Raw genomic sequence first — 15,818 nt, 5'->3', positions numbered from 1 at the left:
GCCGCCGCCGTCACCGTCGCCTCAGCCCTCGTCGTCCGGGCCCTGTGCCGTGGCGTCGTGCCACTTGGGGTCGTTCTCCCATTCGAGGTTCCGCTCCCGGGCGGTCTCCATCGCGTGTTCGGCCTCCGCGCGGGAGGCGTAGGGCCCGAAGCGGTCCTTGCCCGGGCACTCGGGGCCTTCCTCGACCTTCTTGTGCTCCAGGCAGTAGTACCACTCGCCGGGCTTCCCGACGGTCCGCTTCTTGAAGAGGGCCATGTACGGCTCCTTTCGCCACGGACATGGTCCCCCATGGCCGCTGGTTAGACTCGCTGGCATGTCTGGCCAGTCGCTGCTCGTACCAGGGGAGCTCTCTCCCACCCGTCCCGTGCCGGGAAACATCAGGCGCCCCGAGTACGTGGGCAAGCCCGCTCCCACGCCGTACACCGGCCCCGAGGTGCAGACCCCGGAGACGATCGAGGCGATGCGGATCGCGGGGCGCATCGCCGCGCAGGCGATGGCCGAGGCCGCGAAGCTGATCGCGCCCGGCGTCACCACGGATGAGCTGGACCGGGTCGCGCACGCGTACATGTGCGACCACGGCGCCTACCCGTCGACGCTCGGTTACCGCGGCTTCCCCAAGTCGCTGTGCACCTCCGTCAACGAGGTGATCTGCCACGGCATCCCGGACTCCACGGTGCTGCGGGACGGCGACATCATCAACCTCGACGTGACGGCGTACATCGGCGGCGTGCACGGCGACAACAACGCGACGTACCTGGTCGGCGACGTCGACGAGGAGTCGAGGCTGCTCGTCGAGCGCACCCGCGAGTCGCTCGCGCGCGCCATCAAGGCCGTCAGGCCGGGCCGCCAGATCAACATCATCGGCCGCGTCATCGAGTCGTACGCGAAGCGGTTCGGCTACGGCGTGGTGCGGGACTTCACCGGGCACGGGATCAACTCCTCGTTCCACTCCGGGCTGATCGTTCCGCACTACGACAGCCCGCACGCGACCACCGTCATCCAGCCCGGGATGACGTTCACGATCGAGCCCATGCTCACGCTCGGCACCCACGACTACGACATGTGGGACGACGGCTGGACTGTCGTGACGAAGGACCGGAAGCGGACGGCCCAGTTCGAGCACACGCTGGTCGTCACCGAGAGCGGGGCCGAGGTCCTCACCCTGCCGTAGCGCCCCAGGAACCCGGAATCCCGGAAACAGAAAGCCCGCCCCCGTCCCGGGGCGGGCTTTTTCGTCGGCCCGTCCAGGTGGCCGCGGTCGGGATCCGGGGTACGTTTTTACCGACAGGATGTCGGGAAGTGGTCGGCTCAGGCCCCGGAGGTCCACCATGAACGCGTCGGGCACGCCCTTCTCGACCCTCATCCGCACCGCCTCCCACCAGCAGCACACCGAGGCGGAGACGTCGACGTTCATGGGCGACCTGCTGGGCGGCCGACTGGGAGTGGACGCGTACGCGCGCTACACCGAGCAGCTGTGGTTCGTGTACCGGGCCCTGGAGGACGGCGCGCGGGAGCTGGCCGGCGACCCGGTGGCGGGGCCCTTCATCCGGCCGGAGCTGCTGCGGCTCCCCGCGCTGGAGCGTGACCTCGCGCATCTGCGGGGCGCGGAGTGGCGCGGGACGCTCGCCGCGCTGCCGGCCACCCAGGCGTACGCGGCCCGGGTCGCCGAGTGCGCCCGGACCTGGCCCGGGGGCTATGTGGCCCACCACTACACCCGCTACCTCGGGGACCTCTCCGGCGGGCAGATCATCCGCGGCAGGGCCGAGCGGACGTGGGGCTTCGCGCGCAAGGGCGACGGGGTGCGGTTCTACGTCTTCGAGGGGATCGCCAACCCGGCCGCGTTCAAGCGGGGTTATCGCGAGGCGCTGGACCGGCTGGGTGTGGACGACCTGGAGAGGCAGCGGGTGGTCGCCGAGTGCCGGCGCGCTTTCTTGCTGAACACCGCGGTGTTCGGGGCGTTGGGGGAAGAGTTCCCGCTGTCTGCGTGAGCCCCCTCCTGGGGGCTCCGCCCCCGGACCCCCGTATCGGCCTGAACGGCCTCGTCCTCAGGACGGGCTGCGACCGCCCCCTCTAACGCTCCAGGAAAACCCGCCCCCCGACCTCCACCCACCCCTCCGGCTGCGGCGCCGTGAGCAGCTGTGAGCCCCTGCCCTGGATGATGTTGAGCGCACGGCCCAGTTGCGCCGTCAGCTGCAGGGCCGCCGCGCCTGTCGCCTCGTCCTCCTCGACGCCGTCGCCCCGGCCGGGGAAGCCGCGGGCACGGACGCGGCCCGCCGCCTCGTCCTCCCAGGCCCAGGCGTAGATCCACTCCCCGGCGGGCGGCACGGTCAGGGCGTCGACCTCGGCGGCCGTGGCGTACTGGCGCAGGGTGCGCGGCTCCGGCCACTCCGGGCGGGCCTCGATCCAGCTGAACTCGCCGTCCAGTCGGGCGCCGACCACCCCGGCGAGCGTGACGAGTTCGGGGACGTCGAGCAGCCAGGCCGCGCCGACGCAGGGGTATCCGGCGAACGGCAGCCGGACGCTGGGGGTGTAGATGTCGATGACGCCGCGCTCGGGGTCGTCGACGAACACGGTCTCGCTGAACCCGAGTTTGGCCGCGAGGGCCTGCCGGTCGTCGCGGTCCGGGAGTACGGATCCCTCGCGGACGACGCCGAGTTCGTTGCCGTATCCGCCACCGGGTCCGCAGAAGACCCGCAGCACGTCGTAGTCAGTCACTCCGGCATTCAAACATCACCTCGGCCGCGAGCGCGTCCCAGGTCACGGGGGCGCCGGGGAGGGGCCAGGTGCGGGTGGCGTCGTGGTCGTAGGAGACCTCGGCGACGGCGTCACCGAACCCCCGCTCCAGAGCGGTCCGTTGACGTGCGATGCCCGGGGTGTCCGGGAGGGCGGCCAGCCGCGCCATGTGCTGCTCGTGACCGGAAGTCATCTGCTCGGCCAGCCGTCGCCACTTCTCGTCCGGCATCGCCCGGGCCAGCACCACACAGGCCGGATTCCCGCCTTCCGCCAGGGCCGCCACCGCCCGGTCGTGGCCGTCGAGGATCAGCCATCCGTCGAGGAAGGACACCCACCACAGGAGTACGGGCGCCAGGGTGCCGTCGCGCGCGTGCTTGCGGTACGCCTTCACGCGCGGGGCGTCGGGCGCGGAGAACGGGCGCAGGGGGACGATGCCGTGCCAGCCGCCTCCGCAGAGCAGTTCGAGCCGTGCGCCCGGCCAGTCCCGTACGAGATCCTCGGTCCAGATGCCCGGCTCGAAGACGGTCCGCCGTGCAAGGTGCCAGCGCCCCTCGTCCAGCGGGCCCTCCTCGGCGTCCTCCAGCAGGCGCGTGTAACGGTGCAGCCAGTCGACCGGTGAGCGCATGGCCGCGGACCGCAGCGGCGGCAGTGGTGAGCGGAAGCCGCCGAGCCGGTGCAGAAAGAGGTCCCGGCAGCAGCTCTCGCCGCGCATCCGGCCCAGCAGTACCGGCCGGCCCCCCTGCCGCAGCAACAGGCGGCCCCCGCGTGCCGCCTCGAAGCGCAGCGGCGGCGGTCCGGGACGGTCGGAGACCTCAAGGACCAGGCCGTCCCCCGCGAGCGGTTCCCTCTTCATGCCCATGACGGACAGTGTCCGGGACGGGGCGGTCCGCCCTCCAGCGCATTACTCCGCACACCAGGGGGCGCACAGCAGGGAGGGTGCGCGCCCGAGTGGCGATCCCGTGCGCCGGTCATGTCGCGGGCGCGGGGCAGCCGGGCCGGAACAGGGCTCTTGACCTCCACTTGACCATTCCATGGGGTCTGTTTTTGGCCGCCGTGATCAGGCCGTGCCCGTACACCGTCCATGAGAGCTGAATCACCGTATGCGTGGGTATCACTCAGGCAAGCCTCAGATAAGTTAGGCCAGCCTCACCACATGAGCGCGGGCCGTTCCGCGCGCAGAGTCCGCCTTCTTCTTGGAGCTTGCATGCGAGCCGTCCGACTCTCCGTCGTCACCGCCGTCGCCACCGCGGCAGCCCTGACCGCCGTCACGGGCTGCACCGAGAAGAGCACCGCGAAGGACGGCGACGCGATTCAGGTGACCGCCGCCGACTCCAAGTGCACCACCTCCAGCAAGTCGGTCCCGGCCGGCCAGGTCACGCTGAAGATCGAGAACACGGGCTCGAAGGCCACCGAGGTCGAGATCCTCTTCCCGGACGACCGGATCGTCTCCGAGAAGGAGAACATCGGCCCCGGCACGAAGTACACGCTGACCGCCGAGGTGAAGGCGGGCGCCTACGAGATCGCCTGCCGTCCGGGCATGAAGGGCCACGGCGTACGGCAGAAGCTCACCGTCACCGGCGGCGGCAAGGTCGCCAAGCGGGACCCGCGCCTGGACAAGGCCGTCGCCACCTACCGCGAGTACGCGCAGGAGCAGGCCGACGAGACGCTGCCCAAGGTCGAGGCCTTCGTGAAGTCGGTCAAGGCCGGCGACCTGGAGGCCGCGAAGAAGGCCTACGCCACCTCGCGCATCGGCTGGGAGCGCACCGAGCCGGTCGCCGAGTCCTTCGGCACCATCGACCCGAAGGTCGACCTCCGCGAGGCCGACGTGGAGGCCGGCCAGAAGTGGACCGGCTGGCACGTGCTGGAGAAGGCCCTCTGGAAGGACAAGAAGCTCGGCGCCGAGCAGAAGGCCATCGGCGACCAGCTGGTCAGCGACCTCAAGAACTGGCAGCAGCGGGTCGGCAAGGCCGAGATCACCCCGACCTCCATGGCCAACGGCGCCAAGGAGCTCCTCGACGAGGTCGCCACCGGCAAGGTCACCGGTGAGGAGGAGACCTTCTCGCACACCGACCTGGTGGACTTCAAGGCGAACGTCGAGGGCGCGCAGAAGGCCTACGACCTGCTGAAGCCGGTCGCGCAGGAGAACGACAAGGCGCTGACCACCGAGCTGGACAAGCAGTTCACCACGCTGAACACGCTGCTCGACAAGTACCGCACGGACAAGACCTCCTACGACTTCGTGTCGTACGACAAGGTCACCAAGGAGCAGCGCAAGGAGCTCTCGGACGCGGTCAACGCGCTCGCGGAGCCCCTGTCCAAGCTCGCCGCCGCCGTCGTGAAGTAGGGGACGACACCATGACGGACACCACCGACACCCAGGACGCCACCACCGCGGAAGCGGCCGGCAAGCAGCCCTCCCGGCGCTCGCTGATCGGCTGGGGCGGTGCGGGCCTCGCGCTCGGCGCCGCCGCAGCCGGAGGCGCGGTCGCGATGACGCGCGCCGGCGACGACGTGGACCCGGCCGGTGCCGACACCGGTGCCGCGGTCGCCTTCCACGGCACGCACCAGGCGGGCATCGCCACGCCGGTGCAGGACCGGCTGCACTTCGCCGCGTTCGACGTGCAGACGGACGACCGCGCCGAGTTCGTGCAGATGCTGAAGGACTGGACCGAGGCCGCCCGGCGGATGACCGCGGGGCACGCGGTCGGCGAGGGCGCCTACGGCGGTCTGGCCGAGGCGCCGCCGGACGACACCGGTGAGGCACTGGGCCTCAAGCCGTCGCGCCTCACGCTGACGATCGGCTTCGGACCGTCCCTGTTCGAGAAGTTCGACCTGGCGGACCGGCGCCCTGAGGCCCTGGTCGATCTGCCGAAGTTCCCGGGCGAGGCGCTGGAGAAGGCGCGCAGCAACGGTGACCTGTGCGTCCAGGCGTGCGCGGACGACCCGCAGGTCGCGGTGCACGCGATCCGCAACCTCGCCCGCATCGGCTTCGGCAAGGTCGCCATCCGCTGGTCGCAGCTCGGCTTCGGGAAGACCTCGTCCACGACTCCGGACGCGCAGACCCCGCGCAACCTGATGGGGTTCAAGGACGGCACCCGCAACATCGCGGGCACGGAGCCGGACCGGCTGAAGAAGTTCGTGTGGGTGGACGGCCAGGACGTCGAGGACAAGTCGGCCTGGATGAGCGGGGGTTCGTACCTGGTCGCCCGCCGCATCCGGATGCACATCGAGACCTGGGACCGCACCCCGCTGCAGGAGCAGGAGGACATCTTCGGCCGCGACAAGGGCGAGGGTGCCCCGGTGGGCAAGGCCAAGGAGCACGACAAGCCGTTCCTGAAGGCGATGAAGCCCGACGCGCACGTCCGGCTCGCGCACCCCGAGTCCAACCACGGGGTGACGATCCTGCGCCGCGGCTACTCCTTCACCGACGGCACCGACGGCCTCGGCCGGCTGGAGGCGGGCCTGTTCTTCCTCGCCTACCAGCGTGACGTGCGCAAGGGGTTCATTCCGGTCCAGCGCAACCTGTCGCGTACCGACGCCCTCAACGAGTACATCCAGCACGTGAGTTCGGCGGTCTTCGCCGTTCCGCCAGGCGTCCGCGACAAGGACGACTGGTGGGGCCGCGCGCTGTTCTCCAAGGAGGCGTAGCCCGTGTTCGGCAACTACCTGATCGGCCTGCGCGAGGGCCTGGAAGCCAGCCTCGTCGTCTGCATCCTGATCGCGTACCTGGTGAAGACCGGCCGCCGGGACGCCCTGAAGCCGATCTGGATCGGCATCGGTGTCGCGATCGCGCTGGCCCTCGGCTTCGGCTGCGCGCTGGAGTTCGGCTCCCAGGAGATGACGTTCGAGGCGCAGGAGGCGCTCGGCGGTTCGCTGTCGATCGTCGCCGTGGGCCTGGTGACGTGGATGGTCTTCTGGATGCGGCGTACGGCCCGGCACCTGAAGAAGGAGCTGCACGGCAAGCTGGACGCGGCCCTCGCGATGGGCACGGGCGCGCTGGTGGCGACCGCGTTCCTGGCGGTCGGCCGTGAGGGCCTGGAGACCGCGCTGTTCGTGTGGGCGTCGGTGCACGCGGCGAGCGACGGCACGCCCCGCCCGCTGATCGGCGTCGCGCTGGGCCTGGCCACCGCGGTCGTGCTCGGCTGGCTCTTCTACCGCGGCGCCCTGAAGATCAACCTGGCCAAGTTCTTCACCTGGACCGGCGGCATGCTGGTGGTGGTCGCGGCGGGCGTGCTCGCGTACGGCGTCCACGACCTCCAGGAGGCCAACTGGATCCCCGGCATCAGGAACCTGGCCTTCGACATCAGCAGCACCGTCGATCCGTCGAGTTGGTACGGCACCCTGCTCAAGGGTGTCTTCAACTTCCAGCCCGACCCGACCGTCCTCCAGGTCACGGTGTGGGCGCTGTACCTGGTCCCGACGCTCGCGATCTTCTTCGCCCCGGTAGGGTTCGCCTCCGGGAAGGGGAAGGTGAAGGGACCTGATGAGCAGGGAGCGCAGGGATCACGGGGATCGCAGGCCACCAAGGCTTCGTGACCTCAACCGGTTCGTGTCGACGGCGGGTGCGCTGGCCGCACTGTCCTTGACGGCGAGCGGGTGTGTCGTGGTGCACGGGGAGCGGGAGGTGGTGCCCGCGGCGACCCGGGCCGATGCCGCCCGCGCGCTGAAGGACTTCACCGCCGCGTACAACAAGGCCGACAAGGCGTACGACGAGTCCCTGGACGCGGACCGGGTCACCGGACCTCTCGCCGACATCGACGGCGCGAAGCTGAAGGCCGGGCACCGGAACAGCCCGGGCGGCAACACGGCCCACGCCCCGCTGAAGCTGACCGACGCGAAGTTCGTCATACCCGAGAAGGCCGGCTGGCCGCGCTGGTTCGTCGCCGACGCCGACGCCAACAAGGGTTCCGCGGGCTCCCGTTGGCTGCTGGTCTTCACCCGCTCCGGCGCCGACGGACTGTGGCAGGCCTCGTACCTGACGATCCTCGCCGCCGACGACGTACCGGAGTTCACGAAGGACAAGGACGGCTGGGCCCAGCCGGTCACGGCGGACGACGCCGAACTCGCCGTGGCGCCCGAGCAGTTGAGCAAGTCGTACGCGAACTACCTGCAGGACGGCGGCGACGACTTCGCGCCCGGTACGCACACCTCGGACTGGCGCGCGCTGCGCAAGAAGAACACGAACAGGCCCGGACTCGTCAGGCAGTACGTCGACGAGCCGCTGACCTCCGGCGACTACGCCCCGGTCGGGCTGCGCACCAAGGACGGCGGGGCGCTGGTGTTCTTCAGCACCCGGCACTTCGAGAAGCAGACCGCCGCGCAGGGCGTCGACCTGAAGATCTCCGACCAGAACATCCGGGCCCTGCTCACCGGTGAGGTCAAGCAGTCCCTGACGCTGGAGTTCGTCTCCAACCAGGCTGTCCTCGACCCTGCGAAGGGCGCGTCCGAGCACAAGGTGGAGTTCCTGAGCCGGGTTCAGGGACTGACGGGCGCCAAGGGCGAATAGCCGTGGAACCCCCGCGGTTCAGCCGCGGTGGGGCCAGGCGGCCAACTGCTCCGAGTCGTCCTTGGCGTAGCGCGCGCAGGCGTCCGTCAGGACTTCGAGGAGGGTGAGCGGGTCGGGAAGTTCGTGTTCCAGGCCGCGTACCCAGTCGACGGTCAGGTCGCCCGGGAGGCGGGCCGGGGGTACGAGCACATAGGAGCCGCGGCAGTGCCAGCGCAGCCCGGGGTGCTCGTCCATCGTCTCGGGGTGGCAGTCCAGCTCGCAGGGCCACCACTCGTCCTCGTCCTCGGGCGTGCCGCGGGTGAGGGTGAAGAAGAGGAGGCGTCCGTCGCCGCTCTCGGCGACGGGGCCCACCTCGATGCCGGCGGCGAGGAGGCGCTCCAGGGCCTCGCGGCCGGCTTCCAGGGGGACGTCCAGGACGTCGTGGACCATGCCCGTCGCGGTGATGAAGTTGGCCTGCGGCTGATGCCGGGCCCAGCGCTCGATCTGCCCGCGGTCGGTGGTGGACTGCGTCTGCCAGGCGAAGGAGACGGGGTGCCGGGCGGGCGTGGGACAGCCCACGCGGTCACAGGAACAGCGGTAGCCCGAGGGGAACGCGGCCTGCGCGAGCGGCAGTCCCGCGGCGGCGGCGGCGAGCAGCAGGGCCTCTCGGCCGCTGTCGTCGGTGGTCTCGGTGCGGCGGCGGCCACGCAGCCACTGGGAGATCCTGCCCTGCGCGCCGGAGCGGTTGCCGAACTCTGCGCTCATCTATCCCCTCGCCTCACCGTAGTGCGGACTGCTTGCCCCATGGTCCCACCATCCTGCGCCCCGGGTGGCCAGAGCCCACATCCGGGGGTAGGGGGGCGAGGCGTGCGCAGGGCCCGGATGGAGTGTCATTGCATACTTTTATGGTATTTACCCCCCTACCGTGGTCGTCATGGTCACATGGACTGCGCTCACGGGTATCGCCGGTCTCACGTCATTGGCCCTCACGGGACAGGGCGGCGCGCTCTCCCCGCTGGAGTGGGGCACCGGCCCGCTGACGGTGGACGCCCTCCCCCGCGTCGTCGAGGTCGCCCACCGCGGCGGCGCCCGGGAAGTCCCCGAGAACAGCATGTCGGGCCTGATGACCGCCTATGAGCGCGGTACGGCCCAGGTGCTCGACTTCGACACCCGCATGCTGCGCGACGGGCACATGGTGGTCATGCACGACGCGACCCTGAACCGCACCACCTCCATGGGCGGTCCGGTGCGGGGGCTGAACCTGTGGGACTGGCAGGGGGTGCGGCTGCGCCCCAAGGCCTCGCTGCGCAGCGGCTGGCGTGCGGAGCGGCCGCCGACGGTGGCCGAGGTCCTCGACCGGTTCGGCGGGCGGATCGTACTGATGCTGGAGGCGAAGGACCCGGCGAGTCTGCGCACGCTCGCCGGGCTGATCCGCACCCGGGGCCTGACCCGCTCGGTCTTCGTCAACTCCAACCTGCCGGAGGTGGCCCTGCGCGCCCACCGCCTGGGCCTGGTCTCTCAGCTGTGGCGCTCGGCGGACCAGATGCGCACCGACCGGCCCGAGCGCTGGGCGTCCTTCGTCGACCTGCTCGACGTCGACTACAAGGCGCGCGACAGCGACCTCCTGCGGGCCGTGAACTCCGGTGTCCCCCGGGTGTGGGCGCACACCGTGATCACCCCGGCGCAGCGGGACCGTGCCCTGGCGCTGGGCTGCGACGGGATCATCACGGACGCGCCGGGCAGGCTCGCCCGCCACCCGATGAAGATCCCGAAGCGGTTCCGGCGGGCGCGCACCGGCTTTCAGCGCGGGGCGAGGCCGTAGAGGGCGTAGTCGACGAGGGTGTCCGTGTAGGCGTGGGTGATGGGGCCCGTGTGCTGGAGCCAGCGCTGGGCGAGCGGGGAGACGAAGAGTTCCAGTGCGATGCGCGGGTCGACGTCGGGGCGTACGGCGCCGGTCTCCTGCGCGGAGCGCAGCCGCTGTACGTACAGCTGGAGCTGGGGTTCGAGGAGCTTGGCCACGAACTCACGGCCGACCTCCTCGTTGACGAAGCCCTCGGCGGTCAGGGCGCGGGCGGGTGCCTCGAAGGCGGGGTCGAGGAGTTCGTCGACGGTGGCGCGCAGCACCTGTTTGAGGTCCGCCGCGAGGTCGCCGGTGTCCGGGATGCCGTACATCTCCTGGCCGGACTGCCCGGCGCGCTCGGCCGCCTGCTCGCCGAGGTCGAGGAAGGCCTCAAGGAGTACGTCCGCCTTCGACGACCACCAGCGGTAGATGGTCTGCTTGCCGACGCCGGCCCGGGCGGCGATCCCCTCGATCGTGGTCTTCGCGTAGCCGGTCTCGCTCACGAGGGCGAGGGCGGCGGCGTAGATCGCCCGACGGGACTTCTCGCTGCGGCGGGTGGAGTCGGGGGCGGGTTTCTTGGCCATGAGGGGAAGTTACCAGGGGAGTGAGACGGAGCGTCTCGCGATACGCAGTACAGCCCGTCCGGTGCTTGAGGACGAGCGCGAAGCGCGACAGGAGGAGAGGGGGCGAAGCCCCCAGACGGACGGGACAGGAAGGGGCGAAGGGGGCGAAAACAACCCATCCGGTGCACGCGCGCCCGGCGTCCCAGGTCTCACCATGGGCTCCAACCACCCCTGCGGTCACGTGAGGAGCCCACCTTGCCCCCTCTCCGCCGCGCCGCCACCCCCCGGCGCTATCTGATGTGCCCACCGGCGCACTTCGAGGTCACGTATGCCATCAACCCGTGGATGGACCCCGGCAAGCCGGTCGACGTACCGCTCGCCGTCGCCCAGTGGGAGGAGCTCCGCGACCGCTACCGCTCCCTCGGCCACACGGTCGAGGAACTCACCCCGCGCCCGGGCCTGCCGGACATGGTCTTCGCGGCGAACGGGGCGACAGTGATCGACGGCCGCGTGCTGGGCGCCCGCTTCGCCTATCGCGAGCGCGAGCAGGAGGCCGCCGCGCACCTGGAGTGGTTCCGGGCGCACGGCTGGAGGCAGGTCCACGAACCGGTCCACATCAACGAGGGCGAGGGCGACTTCGCCGTCACCGCCTCCTATGTGCTGGCGGGGCGCGGCTTCCGGGCCAGTCCCCTCTCGCACGGCGAGGCCCAGGAGTTCTTCGGGCGGCCGGTGATCGGGCTGGACCTCGTCGACCCGCGCTACTACCACCTGGACACGGCGCTCGCGGTCCTCGACGACGCGACGGACGAGGTCATGTACCACCCCGACGCGTTCTCGCCGGGCAGCCGGGAGGTGCTGCGACGGCTGTTTCCCGACGCGCTCCTCGCGGGCGCCGAGGAGGCGGCAGCGCTGGGCCTGAACGCCGTGTCGGACGGGCTCCACGTCCTGCTCCCTCATGCCGCGATCGGCCTCTTCGCTCCGCTCCGTGAACGCGGCTTCGAACCGATCGGCATCGACCTGAGCGAACTCCTCAAGGGCGGCGGCAGCGTGAAGTGCTGCACGCAGGAGCTGCGCGCCTAGATCGGGGCGGGGCTCTGCGGGTCCTGGGGGCCAGGGCCGCCCGCGTTCACCAGGCCCGACTCGTACGCGGCGATCACCGCCTGGACGCGGTCGCGCAGACCCAGTTTGGCGAAGATGCGGGCCACATGGGTCTTGACCGTCGCCGCGGAGAGGTGGAGGTGGGCGGCCAGTTCGGCGTTGCTCAGGCCCTGGGCCACCAGGCGCAGCACCTCCAGCTCGCGCGGGGTCAGCGCCGCGAGGTCACGGTGCAGCGCTGCGTGCTCGGCGCCCCGGTGCGCGTACCGGGCGACGAGTCGGCGGGTGATGGCCGGCGCCAGCAGCGCGTCTCCGGCGCGCACCATGCGCACGGCGGCCACCAGGTGCTCGGGGGTGACGTCCTTGAGCAGGAATCCACCGGCCCCGGCGGACAGCGCGGCGTAGACGAAGCGGTCGAGGTCGAAGGTGGTGAGGATGATGATGCGCGGGGAGCCGTCGCGCGGCCCGGCCCCTGGTTCGCCGCTCCCCGTTGCCCCGCCGGCCCCCGGCGTTCCGAGGATCCGCCGCGTGGCCTCCAGACCGTCCAGCTCCGGCATCCGGATGTCCATCAGGACCACGTCCGGACGCGTGCGCCGTACGGCGTCGATGGCTTCGAAGCCGTTGGCGACCTCGGCGACCACGTCGATGCCGTCGGCGGCGAGGATCATCCGGAAGCCGGTGCGGACGAGGGCCTGGTCGTCGGCGACGACCACCCGCAGGGGCCCGGCCGCGGCGGCCGGCGGCAACGTCATGGTGTCGTCTCCAGGGGAATCAGGGCTCTGACCCGCCAGCCGCCGGTGGGGCGGTGACCGGTGTGCAGCGTGCCGTCGTAGACCGCGAGCCGTTCGCGCAGGCCGATCAGCCCGCGTCCGCTGCCGGGGACGGCGGCCGGGTCCGGGCTGCCGCCGGTGTCGGCGACCTCCACGTCGAGTAGGTCGGCGGCGTAGGCGACGGTCACCGCGGTGGACGCGCCGCCCGCGTGCTTGACGGCGTTGGTCAGCGCCTCCTGGACCACCCGGTACGCGGCCAGTTCGATCCCGGCGGGCAGCGGGCGCGGCTGCCCCGTCACCGTGAACTCGATCGGCATGCCCGTCTCCCCGATCCGCGCCACCAGGGCCGCCAGCCGGTCGAGCCCGGGCTGCGGAGTCAGGTCCGCGGCGGCCGACTCCGCGTCCTGCGTACCCCCGTCGCCCTCGGCATCCATCGTCAACAGCCCCATGACATGGCGCAGTTCGGCCAGGGCGGCCCGGCCGCCGGACTCGACCGCCAACAGGGCTTCGCGGGCCTGTTCCTGATCCACCGTCATCACTTTGCGGGCTGCCCCCGCCTGGATGACCATCACGCTGACGTTGTGGGTCACCACGTCGTGCAACTCCCGTGCGATCCTGGCCCGTTCGTACTCCACGGCGCGGCGCAGCTCGTCGGCACGCCCGTGTTCGAGCGCGGCCAGCCGGGCGCGGCCCTCGGCGGTCCTGAGCTTCCAGGTGCGCAGCCCGCTCGCGGCGAACACGAGCGGGACGAGGATCAGGAGCGGGGTGTACTGGGTGGGGACCGTGGGCAGCGAGGAGTCCCGCGCGCCGGTGATCAGGAGCACCGCGACCGGCAGGCTCACCAGCGTGGGCACCCGGTACGGGCCGTAGGCAGCGGCGCTGTATCCGGCGACCATCGACGCGTAGAACGTGAGCCGGGGCACGTCGTTCGGTGTCAGGAGGATCGCGGCGGTCACGATCCACAGCACGGTGAGGGGGTAGCGGCGGCGGACCATCAGGGACCCGGTGGTGACGATCACGAGGGCGAGGACGAGGAAGGTCCAGCCGCCTCCCCCGGTCTGCACATGGGTCGGGTCCGCCACGCCGGGCGGTTCCGGCGGCATCGGTACGCCCAAGGGCACCTTGACGCTCGCGTCGTCCAGGGCGTACTGGGCGGAGCCGACCGCGATGACCAGTGCCAGGGCCGCGTCGAAGACCAACTCGCCCCGGGTGGGCCGGGGCAGCGGTCCTGTCGTACGCAGCAGGGGCCGGGCCCAGCCCCGTATCCGGTCCCTCGCGAGCGCGTTCGTCACCGGTCCATTCTCCCCACCGGACCGGCACCGCGACATCCTCCGCGCAGACCGCCGGCGTACACCCGGCGCGTACATCTCAGGTATGACCTCGCGGGCCTTCATCCGCGTGGGGTACGGGAGTTGGCCCCGCCGAGCGACGCGCCGGCACCGCCGCTCTCCCTAGCGTCCAGGGCACCGGACATCCGGACCACCGGCCGGCCGGAACCCAGAACCTCAGGGAGGCGCCATGACCACGCCCTTGATCGAGCTGCGCGCGGTGAGCCGCAGGTACGACGGCCAGGCCGAGGGGACGCCCGCGCTCGCGGACGCGTCACTGACCGTACGGGCCGGGGAGGCCGTCGCGGTCCTAGGCCCGTCCGGCAGCGGCAAGTCCACCCTGCTCAACCTGATCGCGGGCCTCGACCGCCCGGACGCGGGAACGATCACCGTGGACGGCGTACGCGTAGACGCACTCGGCGAGGCGGCCTCCGCGCGCTACCGGCGGGCCAGGATCGGCATGGTCTTCCAGTTCTTCAACCTGCTCGACGACCTGACCGTCGTCGACAACGTCGCCCTGCCCGCGCAGCTGTCCGGCACCCCGCGCGCCGAAGCCAACCGGCGGACGGCGGAGCTGCTCGAAGTCCTCGGCATCCACCGGCACGCCCGCGCCTACCCGGGCCGGCTCTCCGGCGGTGAGCGTCAACGCGTCGCCGTGGCAAGGGCGTTGATGAACCGTCCGGCGCTGCTGCTGGCCGACGAGCCGACCGGCGCGCTCGACACCGCCTCCGGCGACTCCGTCCGCGCGCTGCTCGCGGAGCTGAACGCCGACGGCCAGACCATCGTCCTGGTCACCCACGACCTCGCCCTCGCCCGGTCCTGCACGACCCGCACGGTCGAGCTCGTCGACGGCCGGATCACCGCGGACACCTCCGCGGGGGTGGCCCGATGAGCGCGCTGGGCCGGGTGGTGCGTTCGGGGGTGGGCCGGCGCCGGGTGCAGACCGTCGTGATCGTGCTGGCCACGATGATGGCGGTGACCGCGTCCGTCATGGGCGCGGCGCTGCTGGAGGCCTCCAGCGCGCCCTTCGACAAGGCGTTCCGCCGGCAGCACGGCGCGCACCTGAGCGTGCAGTACGCCGCCGCGAGGGCCACCACCGCCCAGCTCGCGGCCTCCGCCGACGCCGCCGGTGTCACCGCGGCGGCCGGCCCCTTCCCGACGGCGTCGGCCACACCGCGCCTGGACGGCCAGGACCTTCGGCCGCTCACGCTCGTCGGACGGACCGGGCACGGCGGCCCCGTCGACGCCGTCACGCTGACCGCGGGGCGGTGGGCCGCGCGCCCCGGCGAGATCGTACTGTCCGCCGACGACGGGCTCTTGGCGCCGCAGGGCACCCGGGTCCGGTTCACCGATCTGCCGGGTGCGCCGACGCTGACCGTGGTCGGCACGGCCCGCTCGGTGAGCCGCAGCGCCGACGCCTGGGTGGTCCCCGCACAGCTGAGCAGGCCCGACGGCTACCAGATGCTGTACCGCTTCCGCGCCGCCGGGACCGCTGCGCAGGTCGCAGCGGACCGGGCCGCGGTGACGGCGGGCATGCCCAAGGGGGCGGTGGCCGGGGCGCGTTCGTGGCTCGCCACCAAGAAGGAGGCCGACCGCGAGTCGTCGCTGTTCGTGCCGTTCCTCGCCACGTTCGGCGTGCTGGGCCTGGCCATGGCGGTCCTGGTCGTCGGCAACGTGGTCGCAGGGGCGGTCGGCGCCGGGACGCGCCGGATCGGCGTCCTCAAGTCGCTCGGGTTCACTCCGGGCCAGGTCGTCCGGGCCTACGTCGGCCAGGCGCTGATCCCCGCGGCGGCCGGTACGGCCCTGGGTGTCGTCGGCGGCAACCTCCTCGCCGTGCCGGTGCTGGAGGAGACGGCGACGGCGTACGGCTCGACGAGTTCGGCCGTGGCCCCGTGGATCGACGCGGTCGTGGCCGCCGGGATGCTGGGCCTGGTGGCGGTGACCGCGTGGGCGGGCGCCCTGCGGGCCGGGCGGCTGCGGGCGGTCGACGGCAAGCGCGTCGAC

Annotated in this window: 17 protein-coding genes; 10 read left to right on the top strand and 7 right to left on the bottom strand. The window is 71.7% G+C overall.

The window, feature by feature from the left end; all coding sequences use genetic code 11:
- Positions 1-21: 21 nt before the first annotated feature.
- On the bottom strand, positions 22-255 hold the full coding sequence (locus ABZS97_RS39285) for a hypothetical protein (protein ID WP_356146655.1): 234 nt from the start codon (positions 253-255) through the stop codon (positions 22-24).
- 58 nt (positions 256-313) lie between these two features.
- Between ABZS97_RS39285 and map the strand changes: the two genes are divergently transcribed.
- Entirely contained in the window at positions 314-1,171 is an 858-nt protein-coding gene (gene map, locus ABZS97_RS39280; RefSeq protein WP_356146652.1) for a type I methionyl aminopeptidase, read from the top strand.
- Positions 1,172-1,328: 157 nt separating this feature from the next.
- Entirely contained in the window at positions 1,329-1,988 is a 660-nt protein-coding gene (locus tag ABZS97_RS39275) for a biliverdin-producing heme oxygenase (RefSeq protein ID WP_356146649.1), read from the top strand.
- Between the two features lie 82 nt (positions 1,989-2,070).
- Here ABZS97_RS39275 and ABZS97_RS39270 read toward each other — a convergent pair whose 3' ends face one another.
- Positions 2,071-2,715 carry a PhzF family phenazine biosynthesis protein gene (locus ABZS97_RS39270; RefSeq protein ID WP_356146645.1) on the bottom strand — a complete coding sequence of 215 codons (645 nt, stop codon included), beginning with the start codon at positions 2,713-2,715 and terminating at the stop codon, positions 2,071-2,073.
- On the bottom strand, positions 2,708-3,592 hold the full coding sequence (locus tag ABZS97_RS39265; protein ID WP_356146638.1) for a hypothetical protein: 885 nt from the start codon (positions 3,590-3,592) through the stop codon (positions 2,708-2,710). The genes ABZS97_RS39270 and ABZS97_RS39265 overlap by 8 nt, the downstream gene beginning before the upstream one ends.
- A gap of 345 nt (positions 3,593-3,937) precedes the next feature.
- On the opposite strand from ABZS97_RS39265, the gene efeO reads away from it, so the two are divergent.
- From efeO to ABZS97_RS39245, 4 genes are read left to right on the top strand one after another with little or no spacing between them, the layout of a single operon-like run.
- Positions 3,938-5,077, top strand: a complete 1,140-nt coding sequence (efeO, locus tag ABZS97_RS39260) for an iron uptake system protein EfeO (RefSeq protein ID WP_356146635.1) — start codon at positions 3,938-3,940, stop codon at positions 5,075-5,077.
- Positions 5,078-5,088: 11 nt separating this feature from the next.
- Entirely contained in the window at positions 5,089-6,381 is a 1,293-nt protein-coding gene (gene efeB / locus ABZS97_RS39255) for an iron uptake transporter deferrochelatase/peroxidase subunit (protein WP_356146632.1), read from the top strand.
- 3 nt (positions 6,382-6,384) lie between these two features.
- Positions 6,385-7,269 (top strand): iron uptake transporter permease EfeU, encoded by an 885-nt coding sequence (gene efeU / locus ABZS97_RS39250; protein WP_356146629.1) that lies wholly within the window; start codon positions 6,385-6,387, stop codon positions 7,267-7,269.
- On the top strand, positions 7,217-8,239 hold the full coding sequence (locus ABZS97_RS39245; protein WP_356146626.1) for a hypothetical protein: 1,023 nt from the start codon (positions 7,217-7,219) through the stop codon (positions 8,237-8,239). Before efeU ends, ABZS97_RS39245 begins: the two co-directional genes overlap by 53 nt.
- A gap of 18 nt (positions 8,240-8,257) precedes the next feature.
- Here the strand turns inward: ABZS97_RS39245 and ABZS97_RS39240 are convergent, their stop codons facing one another.
- Positions 8,258-8,983 carry a bifunctional DNA primase/polymerase gene (locus ABZS97_RS39240; protein ID WP_356146623.1) on the bottom strand — a complete coding sequence of 242 codons (726 nt, stop codon included), beginning with the start codon at positions 8,981-8,983 and terminating at the stop codon, positions 8,258-8,260.
- Between the two features lie 169 nt (positions 8,984-9,152).
- On the opposite strand from ABZS97_RS39240, the gene ABZS97_RS39235 reads away from it, so the two are divergent.
- Complete coding sequence (locus ABZS97_RS39235) at positions 9,153-10,040, top strand: glycerophosphodiester phosphodiesterase (RefSeq protein WP_356146620.1); 888 nt, start codon at positions 9,153-9,155, stop codon at positions 10,038-10,040.
- Here the strand turns inward: ABZS97_RS39235 and ABZS97_RS39230 are convergent.
- The gene (locus tag ABZS97_RS39230; protein ID WP_356146617.1) at positions 10,019-10,642 is read right to left on the bottom strand and encodes a TetR/AcrR family transcriptional regulator; all 624 of its coding nucleotides are present in this window, start codon (positions 10,640-10,642) and stop codon (positions 10,019-10,021) included. The two genes, ABZS97_RS39235 and ABZS97_RS39230, sit on opposite strands and share 22 nt — an antisense overlap.
- Before the next feature lie 234 nt (positions 10,643-10,876).
- Between ABZS97_RS39230 and ddaH the strand changes: the two genes are divergently transcribed.
- Positions 10,877-11,701, top strand: a complete 825-nt coding sequence (ddaH, locus tag ABZS97_RS39225; protein WP_356146614.1) for a dimethylargininase — start codon at positions 10,877-10,879, stop codon at positions 11,699-11,701.
- Here the strand turns inward: ddaH and ABZS97_RS39220 are convergent.
- Positions 11,698-12,468, bottom strand: coding sequence for a response regulator transcription factor (locus tag ABZS97_RS39220; protein WP_356146611.1), 771 nt, complete (start codon positions 12,466-12,468; stop codon positions 11,698-11,700). The genes ddaH and ABZS97_RS39220 overlap by 4 nt on opposite strands.
- Complete coding sequence (locus tag ABZS97_RS39215; RefSeq protein WP_356146609.1) at positions 12,465-13,814, bottom strand: histidine kinase; 1,350 nt, start codon at positions 13,812-13,814, stop codon at positions 12,465-12,467. The genes ABZS97_RS39220 and ABZS97_RS39215 overlap by 4 nt, the downstream gene beginning before the upstream one ends.
- A 190-nt stretch (positions 13,815-14,004) precedes the next feature.
- On the opposite strand from ABZS97_RS39215, the gene ABZS97_RS39210 reads away from it, so the two are divergent.
- Together ABZS97_RS39210 and ABZS97_RS39205 are read left to right on the top strand one after the other, a co-directional pair.
- Positions 14,005-14,706, top strand: coding sequence for an ABC transporter ATP-binding protein (locus ABZS97_RS39210; protein WP_356146603.1), 702 nt, complete (start codon positions 14,005-14,007; stop codon positions 14,704-14,706).
- A partial coding sequence (locus ABZS97_RS39205; protein ID WP_356146598.1) for an ABC transporter permease occupies positions 14,703-15,818 on the top strand: 1,116 nt, incomplete at its 3' end. The genes ABZS97_RS39210 and ABZS97_RS39205, both read left to right, overlap by 4 nt.

It is taken from the genome of Streptomyces sp. NPDC005485, assembly GCF_040606085.1.
Classification (GTDB): Bacteria; Actinomycetota; Actinomycetes; order Streptomycetales; family Streptomycetaceae; genus Streptomyces.
This window is presented reverse-complemented; position numbering and strand designations above follow the sequence as displayed.